This is a genomic window from Pseudomonadota bacterium (genome assembly GCA_039028935.1).
Taxonomy (GTDB): domain Bacteria; phylum Pseudomonadota; class Gammaproteobacteria; order Steroidobacterales; family SZUA-146; genus SZUA-146.
This window is the reverse complement of record JBCCHD010000014.1, coordinates 1-17,873: the sequence shown is the minus strand read 5'-3', so window position 1 is coordinate 17,873 and position 17,873 is coordinate 1. Positions and strand designations below refer to the sequence as shown.

Sequence of the window (17,873 nt, the reverse complement as noted above, 5' to 3'; positions counted from 1 at the left end):
GATGTGCGGCCGCTTTAACGTCACCGACGATCCGGCCGTGCATGCGCTACTTGCGCTACTGGATATTGATTTAGGTCCATTGCCAGTGCGGTACAACATCGCGCCAACTGACAGTGTGCCTGTGGTCCATTACTGGGAAGGCGAGCGTGTGATCAGCGACATGCGCTGGTGGCTCGTGCCGCATTGGAGCAGCGGTCCTTCGACGAAATACGCGATGTTCAATGCCCGCGCCGAGCGGCTCAATCAAAGCCGTGCCTATCAAGGACCATTTCGTCACAAGCGTGCGGTGTTGCCAGCCAGTTCATTTGTTGAATGGCAGCGAAAAGACGGAGAGAAAACACCGTTTTTATTTGATTCCCCGGGACAAGGTTTGGCATTCGCCGGGCTTTGGGATTATTGGACTGACGGCACCGAGCATGTGTTGTCGTGCTCGATTGTGACCACCGAAGCGTCACCTGAGTTTGCACCGTATCATCACCGCATGCCCGTTCTCCTCGATGCTGAAGGCGCGACTCGCTGGCTGGATCAGGCCCAAGATGAGAGTGCATTGCGAACGCTGTTCGAGCCATCGCTACCTTACGCCTTGCAGGCGACCCCGATCGATCGGACCTATAACAACTCGCGCAACAAACAACAGCCCGTGGCACTCGAGCGGCCCGTGCCGCTCAAGCAAGCTAAATAGCGCTTGTACAGCGGACCCTGGCAGACGTGCCAATCGTGAAACGAATTGGCTTCGGATTGAGTTCGCGCATCGGTTCCCATCATGGCGCTTGAGAACCCAACGCGAAAACCAGCGTGCGACGTTTAGTCGGCGGCGGGCACCTTAAAGTCGATGTCGTGTCTATCGAGTGTGGTGTTGATGAGCGTCGCCCATGTTTCGTTCGGCGTCCAAATCGTTTGCATGTCCGCTAGCGCATCAGTTGGTGCGACCTGCTGATTAATCACCCGGTGAAGCATGGCAAACGCCGTTGCGCGCATGTTCATTTGGCAGTGAAGAAACACATTGTCGTCAGAGTGTTCACGCATAAAGCGTAAAAAGGTGTCGACATCCTCTTGCGTCGGTTCGTGCCAATCGACGGCGATATTCAGATACTGCATGTTGGCCGCCGCAACGAGCGCGGCCTCATCGTCCAGTGAGCCGTCCGCATCCGGCGGCGCAATGTTGATCACGTGGTCGACCCCATTGCTCGCCAGTTGTTGGATAAACGCGGCATCGGGCATGCCGGCGCTGGAGAACGATGCGTCATACACGAGATAGTTCACCGGCTCGCCGTCATTGCTTTGCATCGCATGATCGTTCGCACTGCCGCTGCAAGCGACCACCAACGCGCAGGCGATCAGGGCCGCGAATGCACGAACGCGTGTGTTGATCACTGTCATGGTGTGCTTAAAAGCTGGCATTGTTGGGTACCCGTGGGTAAGGGATGGTGTCACGAATGTTCTCCATGCCCGTCACATAAAGCACGAGTCGCTCAAAGCCGGCGCCGAAGCCGGCGTGTGGAACGGTACCGTAGCGGCGCAAATCGCGGTACCACCATAGATCGTCTGAGAGTCCGAGTGACTGAAGCTTGGCATCGAGCACGTCCAGCCGTTCTTCTCGTTGCGCGCCGCCGATGATTTCACCGACGCCGGGAACCAGCACGTCCATCGCGGCCACCGTTTTATCGTCGTCGTTCTGGCGCATATAAAACGCTTTGATTTCTTTCGGGTAGTTCACCACGATCACGGGTCCGCCCACGTGTTTCTCGGTGAGATACCGTTCGTGTTCAGACTGTAAATCGAGTCCCCATTCAACGGGAAACTCAAACGATTGTTTGGACTTGATCAGAATATCGATAGCGTCGGAATAGTCCATGACAGTAAACGGCTTCTGGATGACGCCTTCGATACGCTCAATCGCCTGCTTGTCGACATGCTGATTGAAAAACGCCATGTCGTCCGGCACAGCGTCTAGCGTGGTGGCAAACACGTTTTTTAGAAAATCCTCGGCAAGGGCAGCATTATCCGCTAGGTCCGCAAAGGCAATTTCCGGCTCGATCATCCAAAATTCCGCCAGGTGGCGACTCGTGTTGGAATTCTCAGCGCGGAACGTGGGGCCGAAGGTGTACACTTTGTTGAGCGAGCAACAGTAGCTCTCGACGTTGAGCTGGCCCGATACAGTCAAAAAAGTCTCTTTGCCGAAAAAATCGTTGTCGTAATCCGACGGTTTATTCACCACATCTAACTTACTCACGCGGAATAAATCTCCGGCGCCTTCACAGTCGCTCGCGGTGATGATCGGCGTATTAACCCACAGATAACCACGCTCATTAAAGTACTGATGTACCGCGTTAGCGATTGCGTTTCGGACGCGCGCCATCGCGCCGAAGGTGTTGGTCCGCGGGCGCAAATGCGCCACGGTGCGGAGAAATTCGAAACTGTGACGTTTTTTCGATATGGGATACGTATCGGGGTCGTCGACCCAACCGATGACCGTCACGTGTGTCGCCTGAATTTCGCGATCCTGACCGCGGCCGTCTACGGCGACCAATTTACCGGTGATTTCAACCGAACAACCGGTGACGATTTCGATGATCTCATTTTCGTAATTGGCCAGATCACCGTCAGCGATGGCCTGAATCGTATCAAAGCAGGACCCGTCGTGAAGTTGGATAAATGAAAACCCGCCTTTCGAGGTGCGGCGCGAGCGTACCCACCCCTGAACCGTTACGGTTTCATCGGGCTCCACGCGGTGGCCAAGAATGTCTTTTATGCTGTGAGTGGTCATCGGAACCGTCCATCCTAAAAACGCAATGGCGTAGTTTACACCGAGCGATTGGGGATGTCCGGCGTGTGCGGTCGATCGTGGAAGGGCGGGTCGAAAAAAAATCGTATCGGGTGAGGGATCGCGACGGCGGACAGGGAGCCGCCGTCGCGATGGGGGAGCTGGCTTCGAATTTAGCCAGCGGCAAGAAGCGGTTGTCGTGTTCGGCGTATGAGTGCCACGCTGAGTAGCAACATAAAGAGCGACAGCTGCGACAGACTGCCGCCACCGCCGTGTGAATGACTCACGATGGGCTCTGGACCCAGCGTGATTATGCCGATGTCCTTTTGCTGATCTTCCAGCGGTGCGTCGTCGAGTTCCGGGCTGTCGCTGGGGCCAAAATCGGCAACGAAGTCGCCTGTATCGGCGTCATAGAGTTCGATCAGCACATCGTAGTAAGCCGTCGGGTAGCCCGAGTAGAGTTCAGTTTCGACGGTGTAGTCGTCGTTGCCGCTGTCGTTAAACAGTGTGAAGATTTCTGTCGTGTAGTAAAGCTCCCACGGACCACCTTCCAAGCTAAAGTACAGCATGGCGTAGACATCGGCCGTAACGTAATCGGTGTCGGCGTCGAAATTGACATCGATGCCGTAGTAGTGACCATCCAGATCGTCGTCAAAATACAGCGTGACATCGGCGTCGTAGATGTCGAAATCACCGTATACGCTGCGTTTCTTATCCGTCGATGCGTCGGAGCGTGGTTTTTGTGTGACCGTTGCGGGCGGTGCTAGCCGTCCGGTGACGCTGTTTGCCGAGCTGGGTACGCCGCGGCTCGTGGCGATGCGTTCGGTGACGTTCACCGAGTCGCTTGTCGGTAATGACTGCCCCTGCGCACTCAGTGAAAAAAAGGCGACGAGTACGCCGGCTGCAACGGCGCCGAGATCGAATGCGTAGCGAAGTAGTGGGCGGCCGAGGCCAAAAGTGGACTGAGTTCGCACGGATGACTCCTGAGGTGTTGCGATGATGACTGTAGTACACCACGGGCAGCCTGAACCTGGCCTGAACTGCTTAAATTGATGCTTAAGCTATTGTTTATTCATATTAAAAATACGTATCGATCGTGATGTGGTGGGCGTCAAAGGCAATGGCTGAAGGATGTGGTTGCTGGATAATCGACAGGCGATTAGGCCCTGGCAACCTGTTCGCGTTTGCACGCCACGGGCGGTGGATGCGATGCGAGAAACGCTGGGCGGCGCCGACACGCCGGGATTGACAGTACGTTGCTAGCGGTCTGAGAGTGAGGCGAGTTTTGAATCGAGCAGGCTAACTAAATGCGCGCCGGAGGCGCTTAGGCGCTTAGTCATGCTATAGATGTGTGCGTTACGCAGGGCCCGATCGAACCAAATACCAGGCTCGGACTGCTCCGGCGTGGTGGCGCCAAGCCATAGCGCGGTGTCGGCCCCTTGTGCAGGTGTGCGCAGAATGCGGCCAAGTACCGCGTGAAACCGTGGCAATGAGGTCTTGACGCCCTGGGTATTTACCCAGCCTGGATGCATGACGTAGTAGTGGCGGCCGGCATCGTGTTCGCGCCAATAGTCGGTAAGGATGACCTGCGCGCGCTTGTGTAGCGCATACGCCATTAAGCCATCGTGATCGTCAAGCGTATCGAGACGGTCACTGAGCAGCGGCACGTTGTACATGCCGCCCGAACTCATATTGATAACGCGCGCTCCGGTCGCCAACCGATGTTTGTCGCGCAATGTGCGCGTTAGTAAGTAGTGGCCGAGCAAATTCGTCGCAAAGGACGCCTCAAAGCCCTCGGATGTGGCGATGGGCTCATGCAGCATCACGCCCACGTTATTAACCAGTACATCCAACTGTTTCGATTGAGTCAGTGCATGACTCAGTGATTCGACGGCGGACATTGATGAGAGATCGTAAGACAAGGCCGTAAAGCGAGCCGCTTGTTCGGGTGTGGTCGGTACATCGTCCAGCGCCGCTCGGTTTCGGGCAACACCGACGACGTGCGCGCCGTGTTCAAGCGCTAATCGCCCTAATGCTCGACCGATGCCATCGGACGCTCCGGTTATCAACCACGTTTGCCCCTCAAGCGAGGGAATCGCACGCCAGCGGCGTTTACGCACGTGGAAAGGCGGCGCGGTGAAACTGGGAAGGAAGCGCAAATAAAATAAAAGTGCGCCGATTAATCGCTGCATGTCGGTTCCGTAAACGGCCTGAATCTAGTTAAAAACGGCAAAGCGGTCGGTCAATGAGGCTACTTCCAGCGCGTTAAGAACGAGTGAAGGGTAAGGTGTTTGCTTATCTATACAACCCCTACTTAACAAATTATGCGTCGTGACCGCGACCTTTTAATCGATTAAAAACATCCGATTAGAGTAGGCGACAAATTCAATGACGCATTGAACGCGGCACCTCGCAGGTTCTTCGCTGCCCCGGGTTGGCGCGATGAATGTGTGGTGTGAAACACACATAGCGGTGTCGTTCGTCGCGACGCATCACACGTCGTCTTTTATTGCATAAGGAATTGTTATATAAAGGCGGCACTGGACCCATAAGTAGCTGATTTTTGGTATTTGTTGCACATTTGCAACGACTCATCGCAGTTGGCGCTGAACGGGACGGTCTTACTTACAGAGGATTCATTTCATGCAACGAGTAACTCTCAAACGCGTTTTGCTGATTGGGGCAGCATGCGCGACGGCCTCGTTCAGTTACACCGCGCCGGCTGTGGCGCAAGATGGTGAGCTGGAAGAAGTCATCATTACCGGTACACGAGCGCGCGCTCGTTCAGCGACCGAATCACCGGCTCCGGTGGACGTGCTGAGCGGCGACGAGTTCGCTAATCAGGGCGACACCGATTTGAGTTCGCTGATTCGAAACGTGGTGCCGTCTTATAACGTCAACACGCAACCTATCAGTGATGCCGCCACCATCGTGCGTCCCGCCAACCTTCGCGGTCTGGCACCCGACCACACATTGGTGCTCATCAATGGTAAACGCCGCCATCGTGCGTCGGTCATTTACTGGCTGGGTAACGGTATCGCCAACGGGGCACAAGGGCCGGACATTTCCGCGATCCCTTCCATTGCGTTGAAGCAGCTTGAAGTGCTGCGCGACGGCGCCGCGGCCCAGTATGGTTCGGACGCCATTGCCGGCGTGATGAACTTCATTCTTAAAGATGATTCGGAGGGCGGCTCGCTCAACGTCAAATACGGTTCGCATTATGAAGGCGATGGTGATTTGGTGAGCATCGAAGGCAACATCGGTCTGCCGCTGTCGAGCAACGGTTTTGCCAACTTAAGTTTTGAGTATGGCGAAGCAGACGATACGGATCGCAGTATTCAGCGTGATGACGCCGCCGGACTGATTGCCGCTGGCAACACCGCGGTGGCCAATCCAGCGCAAATCTGGGGTTCGCCTAAGATTGAAGACAGCTGGAAGTTCTGGGGTAATTTTGGCCTAGACCTTGGCAATGGCGCTGAAGCGTATGCGCACGCTAACTATGTCACCAAGCACGTCGATGGAGGCTTTTACTTCCGTAATCCGAACACGCGCGGTGCGGTGTTTAGTGATGACGGTGGCGCTTCGCTGCTCGTGGGTGACCTAACCGGCGATATGTCTGGCGGTTGCATGAACATTCCGATCACCAATAACATTCCCGATCCAACGATGTTGGCGGATGTATTCGCCGATCCGAATTGCTTCACGTTCCAGGAAATTTTCCCGGGCGGCTTCACGCCACGCTTCGGTGGTGATGTCAGCGACTCAGCTCTGACTGCCGGTGTGAAAGGTGAGTGGAACTACGGTAGCGGTCTGCGCTACGACTTCAGCGGTTCGGTGGGTCGTAACGAAGTGGACTTCTTTATCAACAACACCGTGAACGCCTCGCTGGGCCCAGCGACGCCAACGATGTTTGATCCAGGTGCCTACATTCAATTCGAACGTCAACTCAATGCCGATTTCGCCTACAACCCACGTGAGAACGTGAACGTCGCATTCGGTGCGGAATACCGACTCGAAGAGTTTGAAGTGCGTGTCGGTCAGGAAGAGTCGTTTGACATCGGTCCATTGGCTGCTCAAGGCTTCAGCGCTGCATCGAACGGTTTCCCAGGCTTTAGTAACATCGCCGGTGGCCAGTTCGGACGTGAAAACGTTGCGCTGTACGTCGACACCGAATGGGACGTCAATGACGCGCTGTTGCTCGGCGCCGCGTTGCGCTGGGAAGACTTCCAGGACTTTGGTACCACGACTAACTTCAAAGTGGCGGGTAACTATCGTGTATCCGATAACCTTGGCTTCCGTGCGACATTCAGCACGGGCTTCAAGGCACCGACACCGGGTCAGTCGAACGCGTTCAACGTATCCACCGAGTTCGATTTCACCATCAACGACCTCGTGAATAATGGCACCGTGCCTTCCACTACGGCTGTCGCCCAGCTTCGAGGTGGTGCGGCGCTTGAGCCTGAAGAGTCTACTAACTTCACGTTTGGTACGTTCTTCAATCTCGGTGCTCTGGAAGTGACGATTGACTACTTCAACATCGAAATTGACGATCGTTTGAACCTGTCGCCAAACTTTGCGCTGACTCAGGCTGAGATCGACGGTCTGGTTGCCGCCGGTGTGACCAGCGCGGGTAACCTCCAGAACTTCCGCTTCTTCTCGAATAGTTTCGACACGGAAACCACCGGTTTCGATATTGTCGCAACCTATCCAATCGAGTGGGGCGGTGGTCTGACCGATCTGACCTTCACGTTTAACAACACCGAAACCGACGTGACGTCGCCACTTGAGCGAATCGCGTTTGGTACGTCGGATCAGAACGCGTTGAGCGCCGCTCAGCAGCAGTCGGCAATCGACTCTGCTGCGGGTCGTGTGGCGCAGATCGAAACCGGTCTGCCGGAAACACGCTGGAATCTGCAGGCTCAGCACACGGTCAATAACTGGCGCTTCCTGGCGCGTGCTAGCTTCTACGACGATTGGTTCGATTCAGAAGACGGACGAACCTACGACGGCAAGACGCTGGTTGACGTGGAGGCCTCATACGACCTGACCGAACGTCAGAAAATCATCATTGGCGTGAACAACGTGTTTGATGAAGTGCCGGATGAAAACCCGGATGCGGCAGCTGGTGTGGGTAACCGCTACAGCCAGTTCTCGCCCTTCGGCTTTAACGGCGGCTTCTGGTATGCCCGTTATAACTACAGCTTCTAACCGATAGCTGCAGGCAATATAAAGCCCCGACGCGGTAACGCGTCGGGGCTTTTTTTATGAGCGCTACATGTTGCGTCGGTATTGGCCGCCGACTTCAAACAGAGCGTTTGTGATCTGTCCCAACGAACAATAGCGAGTGGCTTCCATGAGCGCGGCAAAGCCATTCTCGCCGTTTACGATGGCGAGTTTGACCCTCTCAAGATGCGCTTGCGCGACGTCTTTATGCGTCTCGTGAAACGCCGCCAGACGTTGAATCTGACGCTGCTTTTCATCCTCGGTTGAGCGGGCAAGCTCGATCTCCTCACCTTCTGTTGATGCGTCGGGCAAGAATGTATTGACGCCGATAATAGGCAGCGAGCCGTCGTGCTTCTTATGTTCGTAATACATCGACTCTTCCTGGATCTTTCCACGTTGATACCCGGTCTCCATTGCGCCCAATACACCGCCGCGATCGGAGATGCGCTCGAATTCACGCAGTACCGCTTCCTCGACTAGGTCGGTGAGCTCTTCGACAATAAACGCGCCTTGATTGGGGTTTTCATTTTTTGCGACGCCGAATTCGCGATTGATGATCAGCTGGATGGCCATCGCGCGACGCACCGATTCTTCGGTGGGCGTAGTGATCGCTTCATCATACGCGTTGGTGTGCAGGCTGTTGCAATTGTCATTGATCGCAAGCAGCGCTTGTAGCGTCGTGCGAATGTCGTTGAAGTCCATTTCCTGTGCGTGCAGTGAGCGCCCCGATGTTTGGATATGGTATTTGAGTTTTTGGCTGCGTTCGTTCGCCCCGTATTTATCGCGCATGGTGGTGGCCCAGATGCGCCGCGCGACCCTTCCCATGACGGTGTATTCCGGATCCATGCCGTTTGAGAAGAAGAACGACAGATTGGGCGCGAAGTCGTCAATACGCATGCCGCGTGCTAAATAGGTTTCAACATAGGTGAAACCATTGGCCAGCGTAAACGCCAATTGCGAAATCGGATTAGCGCCGGCCTCGGCAATGTGATAGCCGCTAATGGAGACTGAATAAAAACGGCGAATATTGTGATCAATAAAGTACTGCGCAATGTCGCCCATCATGCGCAGACTGAAGTCGGTTGAGAAAATGCACGTGTTTTGGCCTTGATCTTCTTTCAGGATATCCGCCTGGACGGTGCCGCGCACATGGCTGACGGCAAAACTCTTGAGCTGTGCGTATTCGTCCGCGTTCGGCTCGCGATTGTGTTGATCGACAAACGCGGCGTGCTGTTGGTCGATTGCCGTATTAAGGAAGAACGCCAAAATAGTTGGTGCCGGCCCGTTGATGGTCATCGACACCGACGTGCCTGGATCGCACAAATCAAAACCGTCATAGAGCACTTTCATGTCGTCGAGCGTGGCAATCGAGACGCCGGCGTTACCGATTTTTCCGTAGATGTCCGGTCGTACCGCCGGATCGAAACCGTACAGCGTGACCGAGTCAAATGCCGTCGACAGTCGCTTAGCCTCGGAGTGCTCGGAGAGTTGTTTGAAGCGCCGGTTGGTGCGGAACGCATCGCCTTCGCCGGCAAACATTCGGGCTGGATCTTCCCCTTCTCGTCGAAACGCGAATACACCGCTGGTGAATGGGAAGCGGCCGGGGACATTGTCCTTCATCAGCCACTTGAGTCGCTCTCCGTGATCCGCAAAAACAGGCAGGGATACTTTTGCAATACGGGTGCCAGACAAACTCGTGCTGCTGATGCGTTGCTCGATGGTTTTGCCGTTGGGTAGAGTCACCGTTAGTGAGTCACCCGAGTACGTGTCAGCCAGTTGGTGCCAGTCGTCAAGCAGCGTTTTGGAAGCCGGCTCAAGGGCATCGGCTTTTTCGTTGGCAAGCTCAGTGAGTGCGGCGGTCGCATCGGGCGCTCGGTCGCCCAGCATGTCGATCGTCGCACGTACCTGCTGATGTGCCCGCGCCGCATCGGATTGCGCTGTCACGTTGGTGTGGTAGCTGCGGACAGATTCGGCAATCTCGGCCAGGTAGCGTTGACGCTGCGGCGGCACGATGATGGTCCTCTCTGACGAACTGCGACGGTTGACTGGCGCAAGTTGCGACGGGTAGTCGGTGAGTCCTTTTTCCACTAGCTGTCGTTTGAGGTATTGATACGCCGCGGTCACCCCATCATCATTAAACCGAGAGGCGATGCTGCCAAATACCGGCATCTCATGGGGTTGTTGCGAGAAGGCCTGGCGGTTGCGCTGCACTTGTTTGGCCACATCGCGCAGGGCGTCGTCGCTGCCTTTACGATCAAACTTATTGATAACGACCACATCGGCGTAGTCGAGCATATCGATCTTCTCAAGCTGGCTTTGTGCACCGAACTCCGGTGTCATCACGTACATGGCTGTGTCCACGAATGGCACGATGCCCGCGTCACCCTGACCAATACCAGGCGTTTCAACCACCACCAAATCGAATCCGGAGTGACGCGCGGCTGAGATAACGTCGGGCAGGTAGTCCGGCACTTCACCGGTCGTACCGCGTGTCGCGAGCGACCGCATGTAGATATTGGGATGATAAATGGCGTTCATTCGAATTCGATCGCCGAGCAGTGCGCCACCCGTTTTACGCCGCGTCGGATCCACTGCCAAGATGGCGATGCGCACGCTATCACCACTGTCTTGTCGAAAGCGCTGGATGATCTCGTCAGTGAGCGAGGACTTCCCCGCGCCGCCGGTGCCGGTGATACCGAGCACCGGCACCGGTGGCGCAGAGGCACTGAGCGATGCCAGCGCGGGTTTGTCGTAGGCACCGTTCTCAATGCCGGTAATGACCTGCGCCAGGTTCGTCGCCGTATACTGCGGTAGGGAATCGAGTGTGGGTGCCGCTGGCGCCTGTGCCGCTGCGGTCCGCGCGAGCATATCGTCAATCATGCCCTGCAGTCCCAGTTGCTGACCGTCGTGCGGGGAATACAAGCGCTCGACGCCGTAGGCCTGAAGCGATTGAATTTCGTCATAAACGATCACGCCGCCCCCGCCGCCAAATACTTTGATATGGCCAGCACCGTGCTCCTTGAGCATATCGATCATGTAGCGGAAATACTCGTTGTGCCCACCTTGATACGAGCTGATGGCGATAGCCTGCACGTCTTCTTGCAGTGCGGACTCGACCACATCGGCGACGGAGCGATTGTGTGCGAGGTGCACCACCTCAGCGCCGGAGCCTTGAAGGATGCGTCGCATGATATTGATCGAGGCATCATGCCCGTCAAAGAGCGAGGCGGCCGTCACAAAACGCAGCGGCGTAGCGGCCGGGTCGGCGTTGGGTGCTGGAGGCTGAATCAATGGCGTAATGGTGCTCATGATGAGTTCCTTGCATGCATCGCATGCTGCATCGTATGAATAAGTTGATCGTGCTGGGCGGCAACGGCGGCATGGTCGTCGGGTCGAGCAAGCCAGTGGTAGGCCATGCCAATAATCGCGGCGCTAAATTGGGCGCCGACCGCCTTCGCGTGCGCATCGGTCACCGACGGGTCCGTCTCGAGCACCCATTGTGCGACATCTCGCTGCCGGCGTTGATCAATGTTGCGGACAACCTCTCGTGTATCGGATGTGGGGCTAACCGCGCTGAGCCAGAGCATATAGAATGCTCGCACCGGCGCCTCGTTGTCGCAGCACAGTGCGCAATGCGCGCGCACTGCTGCGGTCATCGCTTCGACCCCACTGAGTCCTTCGGTGACAGCGCTAAGCTGCGCCAGCCAATGTTCACCAACGCGCCGGAGTACAAACTCGAACAGGCCCTGTTTGTTGCCGAACCGATAGCCGGCCAGACCACGGCTGTAGCCCGCACGCTCGCCAACGGCCTTGAGCGTTGTGTCGTCCAGACCTTTTTCAGTGATTAGTTCGACGGCCGCCTGAAACATGCGACGGTCGGACTCGTGTGTACGTTCGGCGTGCGACCGACGAGGAGATGGGGCGGTAAGTGTCATGGGCGTATTCTACTCATTTGCTTGTATCAAGCAAGTAAATAATCTCAGACTTCAGTATTTACAGAGGGTTACGATTTCTCGTAGCGGTGTACAGCGTGTGCAGAAGTGCTTAGTCAGGGATGATCGCGTAGGAAGCGATTCCCCCAATCGCCGCCTGAGACGCTGACGATCCCCTATTTGCTGTGTTGGTGGCTGTCGTTCGCGGATCGAGAAGGAGGATCAACGCGCCGTGTCTGCGCGAGCGGGAAGGAGACGTCGAATCAGATGGAGTTCGCGACGCGGCGCTGAATCATGCCGTCACACGAATCGCGGCGACAGCTGATTTCGACCTCGCGTAGATCGCTGATGCGCTCGGCAAAATACTCTCGGCCAATTTGAAAGACTGCGATGTGGGGATCACTTTGGTGAAACTGAATAAAAGGCGACAGCTGAGCGCCGAGTGGATAATCTTCTTCGGCGAGTACGCGCACTTCAAAGGACCGGACCAAGATTGCGCCGAAACTGCAGTGACCATTGGTGCCGTCTCGAAATTCAACAAACACGGAGGCGTCGTACTCAAATCGAAATTCGTACGTGGCATAGAAACAATTACCGTAGCCTGTGGTGGCATCGATCTCTACGCGTTCATTGAATTCGATGAAACCGCCCATCGGTATCGATGTGGCGGTACTTTCTTCAATTGAATAATCACGTGCACTTTTCGCCTCGAGTCCGGGCTCGCCAATGATGGTTTCGATTTCCGCGCTGCAGCCGGCGACCGCGCCGAGCAGTACGACTGTACAAAGCGCTAATAATCGAAAGACCGTCTGAATCGTATGCATGGGATGTGTTCGTCGACATAAGTTGAACGCCGGACCTGACGCCATGGGTACAGTGTAACCCGGCCGTGTCGCAAATACAGTGATTTGATCGATAATCCACCGACCGATACGCATTGCGTAACGTCCGCAAAACTGCCAGCATCGTTTCTTTGGCCAGGAAACCTTATGCCTCGTCTACTCATCGTGGCCAACACGCCCTCCACGAACACGCTCGCGCTGGCAAGCGCCGTTGCGCGTGGGGCAGAGGGGTCGTCGATCGACGTCGTCCGCAAGACGCCACTTGATGCACGCAGCTCAGACGTTCAGCAAGCAGATGCGATCATTGTTGGGACCACCGAGAATTTTGGGGCCATGAGTGGTTTGATCAAAGATTTTTTCGAACGCATCTACTACGACTGTCTGGAACAGACGCAGGGATTACCGTTCGCGCTTTATGTGCGGGCGGGTCTGGACGGGCAGGGTACGCTCGATGGTGTTCAGCGCATCACGAGTGGTCTTCGCTGGAAGCTCATTCAAGCACCGCTTCTCCTGCATGGCCAATATCAGGAGTCGTTTGAAGCAGACTGTGAGGCGTTGGGCGAACTGGTCGCAGCGGGCACAGAAGCCGGCATTTTTTAGCGCTTGATGGGACCGACCTGATTAGCCCGAATCGCTGAGTTTGAGGCCGATTACGCCGGAGATGATGAGCAACATACAGGCGATGCGCACCCAGTGTTGCGATTCGCCAAGCCACAGCATGCCGAAAATGGCGACGCCCAACGCCCCAATGCCAACCCATACCGCATAGGCTGTTCCAAGCGGCACGTGTTTGAGTGACCACGACAGCAAACCAAAACTGACGATCATGCAGCCGATTGTAAACAGGGTCGGACCTGCCTTACTGAAGCCGTCGGAGTGCTTCATGCCGATCACCCATAACACTTCAAACAGCCCCGCTAAAAAGAGCGCACCCCATGCCAAGTTAGCCATGGGAGAGGCCCTGTGCGCCGACGCGAATCGATTCGTAAACGATCATGTCTGTCCACCCTCTGAGCATGCCGGACAGTGCGGGTCTTTGCGCAATGTTATCGCACGCCATTGCAGGCGACGCGCGTCAAACAGCAACAAGCTGCCCGCGTTATTGTCATTGTAAACCAGAATATTCAGCACCGCGGTTGCGGCCATGCTGCCCACGACGCCTACCAGCGGTGACATCACGCCCTGTCCTTGGCAGTCTCCGGTTGCCTCATCGCTTTCGGCGTATAGACATCGATAGCACGGGCTGTCCGACACGTCATGGCGAAATACCGCGAGCTGACCCTCTTCGCGTATGGCCGCCGCCGAGACCAATGGTGTGCCTGTGGCGATGGCGGCTCGATTTATGGCAAAGCGTGAGCCGAAATTGTCGGTGCAGTCGACCACACAGTGACAATCGCTCAGCGCATCGCGCAGCTCCGTCTCCGTGAGTCGCGAGGGTAACGGTTTGTAATCGACCAATGGGTTGATTGCGCGTAAGCGCTCCTGCGCGGATTCGACTTTGAGGCGGTTAACGTCCTCGGAACTATGCAGCGGTTGACGCGGTAAATTCGACAAGTCGACGCTGTCAAAATCATTCAGTTTGAGCGTGCCGACTCCCGATGCGGCAAGGTAGGTGGCGACCGGCGAGCCCAAACCGCCAAGCCCGATGATCATCACTGTTTTGTTGGCCAGCGCGTGTTGTCCCGCTTCGCCCCAGTTAGGGAGCGATATCTGTCGTGCGTAGCGTGTGCGCCAGAGCGTGGATTGATCGGTCACGTTCGTCCTTCAAACTAACAGCGTTGGCGTGTCGAAAGGGGTCGCAGTCGCCGAGGGGACGCGCTACTGGCCGAACCTGCTTTGGCTAAATCATACCAAGCCGCATTGGGTGCGTCCGATACCATTGTGCCGTGTGTGCGGTTAGGCCGACTTGGCGGTGGATTCCGGCTTGAGACTGCGCCGCATGAGGTCGGTGACGGCCTGCTGAGGTGATTTGTTTTCGTAGAGCACCGCGTACAGCTCGGAGACGATGGGCATTTCCACATCGTGCATTTGTGCAACCTGCCATACCGCCTTGGCGGCGCGCACGCCTTCAACGACTTGCCCGATCTCCTTGGCCGCTTCCTCTATGCTCTGTCCTGCGGCCAACGCCAAACCCATACGGCGATTGCGCGACAGGTTGTCGGTGCAGGTGAGCATCAGATCACCCACGCCTGCGAGACCGAGAAAGGTCTCCTGCTGGGCACCAAGCGCTTGGCCTAATCGCGACATTTCTACAATGCCCCGGGTGATGAGCGCGACGCGAGTGTTGGCGCCAAAGCCTAGGCCATCTGAGATACCGGCGCCAATTGCCAGCACGTTTTTCACGGCGCCACCGACTTCGACGCCAATCATGTCATCGGTCGTGTAGGCGCGGAACGAATCGTCGGAGATTGAACTCGCCAAATCCAGCGCAAACGCTTCGTTGGTGGAGGCGATACTCATCGCCGTGGGGAGGCCCCGTCCAACTTCGGCCGCAAAGGTGGGGCCCGATAGCACTGCTGTAGGGATGTTATCGCCCAGTACCTCTCGCGCGATTTGGTGAGGCAGCTTGCCGCTGTTTTCCTCAAACCCTTTGGTCGCCCAACACACGCGACCGTCAAGCGGCAAGAGGAACTCAAGCTTCTCAAGGGTGGCACGGAAGCTGTGGCTCGGTACCCCGATAAGGATGTCACGGGCGCCGGATACCGCTTCGGCAAAATCGGTCACGACGTGGAGGTTGTCGGGGAACGGGCAGTCGGGCAGATAGATATCGTTGACCCGCGCGTCTCGCATTGCTTCTATATGGCGCTCATTGCGGCCCCACATCACGGTATCGCGCCCACTGCGAGCGAACTGAATCGCCAGCGCCGTGCCCCAAGAGCCAGCGCCCAGTACGACGAGTGGTGAGGGGTGATTGCTCATCGCTCGGGGCTAGGCTAGTGCCGCTCGTTCGTTTGCTGTGCTTCTGACTGTGCTTTTTGTAGCTCTTGCTGATGTTGTGCGAGAAGCGCGTCGAAGTTTATGGGCTGGAGCGCGAGATTGGGGAATCCGCCGCGACTCACAAGGTCGGCTACTGCTGCCCGCGCGTAAGGGAACAGCTGGTTGGGGCAGAAACTACCCGCCACGTGTTTAATCTCTTCTTCGGTGAAGCCCTTGATGACGAACACACCGGCTTGTTGAACCTCGCATAGAAAAATGGTGCTGCCCTCAACTTTGGTGTCGAGCGTGACGGTCAGTACCACCTCATACAGGTCGTCGCCGTCGAGTTTCGACGAGCGTGTGTTGAGCTGCATGTTGACGTCGGGTTCCCATTTTTCAGCAAACACCGCTGGTGCGCGGGGCGATTCAAAAGAAATGTCTTTGACGTAGATTCGCTGGATAGCGACTTGTCGTTCGTCGGCGGATTGTTCTGCCATGTTCGTAACCTGTTTTTGGGGCGCGGAGGCCGTGACTGAAATTAAGATGCCAGAAGCGTGTCTAGCTCGCCTTTGCGTTCGAGCGCATAAAGCTCATCGCAACCGCCAATGTGGTGATCGCCAAAAAATATTTGTGGCACGCTGGTACGTCCTGAGCGCTCGCGCATGATTGCGCGTTGCTCGGAGTCCTTGTCCACACGGATCTCCTCGAAATCAATGTTCTTATGATTGAGTAGCTGTTTGGCGCGAATGCAAAATGGGCAAAAGCCGGTGCCATATAAAACCATCTTGTTCATGTTGTTACTTACCTTCTTCGAGCGGCAGGTTATCGCCCTTCCATGCGGTGAGACCGCCTTTTAAATTGACGGCTTTGTATTCCATCCGTCGTAGTAATGTACTGGCGCGAGCGCCGAGCATGCCGTTATCGTCATAAACGATAATGAACTTGTCCTTGTGTGCGGCGAGCTTTTTCGCCGCTTTGGCCTCAAGATCGTCTAGCGCAATGTTCAGTGCGCTGAGAATATGCCCTGAACGGAACCGTTCGATACTGCGTATATCGACTACCTTCGCGCCATTGTTAATGAGCGCGACGGTCTCGGAGGGCGTGACATCAATTCCTTTGCGGCTAAGAAGCCGAAATTCGTTGGCGATCAAAATCATCGTCAAAATGATAGCCAGACCCACTAAATAGGGGTGATTGCTGGAAAATTCAATGATCTGCTGCATGGTTGCGAATCGTCCCGTAAAACAGTTACTTGAGGCCATAGGCTAAGGGCGCGGCATTATAACACTGCGCTATATTTGAAGAACAACTAACGCAGAGTCGTGGTCGGAAAGTTGATTTTTACGCCCGCTGGACCCTGTTTTCGGCTCATGTACACTCCGCTAGTTCCGCCCCGTCGATCATCAGGACACTGTCCTGAGACTTTCGCAACGGGCTGCTAGAATACGGGCACAGGCGCGACCGCGGCTAACGCGCTGACACTATTCACTATATCCAGCAGCTGATGCGGACAGTTGGCGGGATGGAAGGACAATTGTTATGCCAAAGCCAGACGTGCGGCCGGTGGCGCTGATTATCATGGATGGTTGGGGCCACTCGGAAGAGGTTGAGCACAATGCTATTTTGGCGGCTGATACCCCTCATTTTGACCGACTTCGCCGCGATTTTGCCTGGGGATTGATCGGTACCTCAGGGCTCAATGTGGGCCTGCCTTCCGGTCAAATGGGGAATTCCGAAGTCGGGCACCTGAACTTGGGGTCCGGTCGCGTGGTGTATCAGGACTATACGCGCATCGGTGCGGCGATCGACGACGGCAGCTTCAATGACAATGCGGCGTTAGTGGCGGCCATGGACGGCGCACGAGATTCGGGCCGTGCCCTGCATCTGATGGGGCTGTTGAGCGCAGGTGGCGTGCACAGTCATGAGGACCATTTCGTTGCTGCGATCAAAATGGCCGTGTCGCGTGGGGTCACGCAGCTTTATGTCCACGCCATGCTCGATGGCCGTGATCGGCCACCGCGCAGTGCCAAGCCCTCGATTGAGCGCCTCGAAGCATTGATGGCAGAGGCGGGCGTGGGCCGAATCGCCACGTTGGCGGGTCGCTATTACGCGATGGACCGCGACAATCGTTGGGATCGCATCGAGCGAGCCTACACGCTGTACACCACAGGCGACGCGCCGCACGCTACTCCAACC

Annotated in this window: 17 protein-coding genes; 4 read left to right on the top strand and 13 right to left on the bottom strand. The window is 56.1% G+C overall.

Annotated elements, in window-relative coordinates; translation table 11 throughout:
• Position 1 precedes the first annotated feature (1 nt).
• Entirely contained in the window at positions 2 to 682 is a 681-nt protein-coding gene (locus AAF465_08585; GenBank protein MEM7082777.1) for an SOS response-associated peptidase, read from the top strand.
• 122 nt (positions 683 to 804) lie between these two features.
• Here AAF465_08585 and AAF465_08580 read toward each other — a convergent pair whose 3' ends face one another.
• The 4 genes from AAF465_08580 to AAF465_08565 all read right to left on the bottom strand — a co-directional run bounded on the left by AAF465_08580 (position 805) and on the right by AAF465_08565 (position 4,956).
• Positions 805 to 1,401, bottom strand: a complete 597-nt coding sequence (locus AAF465_08580) for a protein tyrosine phosphatase family protein (protein ID MEM7082776.1) — start codon at positions 1,399 to 1,401, stop codon at positions 805 to 807.
• On the bottom strand, positions 1,388 to 2,767 hold the full coding sequence (gene asnS, locus AAF465_08575; protein ID MEM7082775.1) for an asparagine--tRNA ligase: 1,380 nt from the start codon (positions 2,765 to 2,767) through the stop codon (positions 1,388 to 1,390). Before asnS ends, AAF465_08580 begins: the two co-directional genes overlap by 14 nt.
• 170 nt (positions 2,768 to 2,937) lie before the next feature.
• A complete protein-coding gene (locus tag AAF465_08570) occupies positions 2,938 to 3,738 on the bottom strand; it encodes a choice-of-anchor H family protein (GenBank protein MEM7082774.1) in 801 nt (266 codons plus the stop codon).
• A 285-nt stretch (positions 3,739 to 4,023) separates the two neighbouring features.
• A complete protein-coding gene (locus AAF465_08565; protein ID MEM7082773.1) occupies positions 4,024 to 4,956 on the bottom strand; it encodes an SDR family NAD(P)-dependent oxidoreductase in 933 nt (310 codons plus the stop codon).
• A 451-nt stretch (positions 4,957 to 5,407) separates the two neighbouring features.
• Here AAF465_08565 and AAF465_08560 point away from each other — a divergent pair, with 451 nt between their 5' ends.
• The gene (locus AAF465_08560) at positions 5,408 to 7,972 is read left to right on the top strand and encodes a TonB-dependent receptor (protein MEM7082772.1); all 2,565 of its coding nucleotides are present in this window, start codon (positions 5,408 to 5,410) and stop codon (positions 7,970 to 7,972) included.
• Positions 7,973 to 8,035: 63 nt separating this feature from the next.
• Here AAF465_08560 and icmF read toward each other — a convergent pair whose 3' ends face one another.
• The 3 genes from icmF to AAF465_08545 form a co-directional block, all read right to left on the bottom strand.
• Positions 8,036 to 11,296, bottom strand: coding sequence for a fused isobutyryl-CoA mutase/GTPase IcmF (gene icmF, locus AAF465_08555; GenBank protein ID MEM7082771.1), 3,261 nt, complete (start codon positions 11,294 to 11,296; stop codon positions 8,036 to 8,038).
• Positions 11,293 to 11,922, bottom strand: a complete 630-nt coding sequence (locus AAF465_08550; protein ID MEM7082770.1) for a TetR/AcrR family transcriptional regulator — start codon at positions 11,920 to 11,922, stop codon at positions 11,293 to 11,295. The genes icmF and AAF465_08550 overlap by 4 nt, the downstream gene beginning before the upstream one ends.
• A 260-nt stretch (positions 11,923 to 12,182) precedes the next feature.
• Complete coding sequence (locus tag AAF465_08545; GenBank protein ID MEM7082769.1) at positions 12,183 to 12,743, bottom strand: hypothetical protein; 561 nt, start codon at positions 12,741 to 12,743, stop codon at positions 12,183 to 12,185.
• A 165-nt stretch (positions 12,744 to 12,908) separates the two neighbouring features.
• Between AAF465_08545 and AAF465_08540 the strand changes: the two genes are divergently transcribed.
• Complete coding sequence (locus AAF465_08540) at positions 12,909 to 13,361, top strand: NAD(P)H-dependent oxidoreductase (GenBank protein ID MEM7082768.1); 453 nt, start codon at positions 12,909 to 12,911, stop codon at positions 13,359 to 13,361.
• 21 nt (positions 13,362 to 13,382) lie between these two features.
• Here AAF465_08540 and AAF465_08535 read toward each other — a convergent pair whose 3' ends face one another.
• From AAF465_08535 to AAF465_08510, 6 genes are all read right to left on the bottom strand, one after another.
• Entirely contained in the window at positions 13,383 to 13,712 is a 330-nt protein-coding gene (locus tag AAF465_08535) for a multidrug efflux SMR transporter (protein MEM7082767.1), read from the bottom strand.
• A gap of 42 nt (positions 13,713 to 13,754) precedes the next feature.
• Complete coding sequence (locus tag AAF465_08530) at positions 13,755 to 14,516, bottom strand: HesA/MoeB/ThiF family protein (GenBank protein MEM7082766.1); 762 nt, start codon at positions 14,514 to 14,516, stop codon at positions 13,755 to 13,757.
• Between the two features lie 141 nt (positions 14,517 to 14,657).
• Positions 14,658 to 15,680: an NAD(P)H-dependent glycerol-3-phosphate dehydrogenase gene (locus tag AAF465_08525; GenBank protein MEM7082765.1), complete on the bottom strand. Its 1,023-nt coding sequence runs from the start codon at positions 15,678 to 15,680 to the stop codon at positions 14,658 to 14,660.
• A gap of 14 nt (positions 15,681 to 15,694) precedes the next feature.
• On the bottom strand, positions 15,695 to 16,174 hold the full coding sequence (secB, locus tag AAF465_08520) for a protein-export chaperone SecB (GenBank protein ID MEM7082764.1): 480 nt from the start codon (positions 16,172 to 16,174) through the stop codon (positions 15,695 to 15,697).
• A gap of 41 nt (positions 16,175 to 16,215) precedes the next feature.
• A complete protein-coding gene (gene grxC, locus AAF465_08515; GenBank protein ID MEM7082763.1) occupies positions 16,216 to 16,470 on the bottom strand; it encodes a glutaredoxin 3 in 255 nt (84 codons plus the stop codon).
• Between the two features lie 4 nt (positions 16,471 to 16,474).
• A complete protein-coding gene (locus tag AAF465_08510; protein MEM7082762.1) occupies positions 16,475 to 16,900 on the bottom strand; it encodes a rhodanese-like domain-containing protein in 426 nt (141 codons plus the stop codon).
• Positions 16,901 to 17,216: 316 nt separating this feature from the next.
• On the opposite strand from AAF465_08510, the gene AAF465_08505 reads away from it, so the two are divergent.
• Positions 17,217 to 17,873: 2,3-bisphosphoglycerate-independent phosphoglycerate mutase (locus AAF465_08505; protein ID MEM7082761.1), on the top strand; the 657-nt coding region annotated here is incomplete at its 3' end.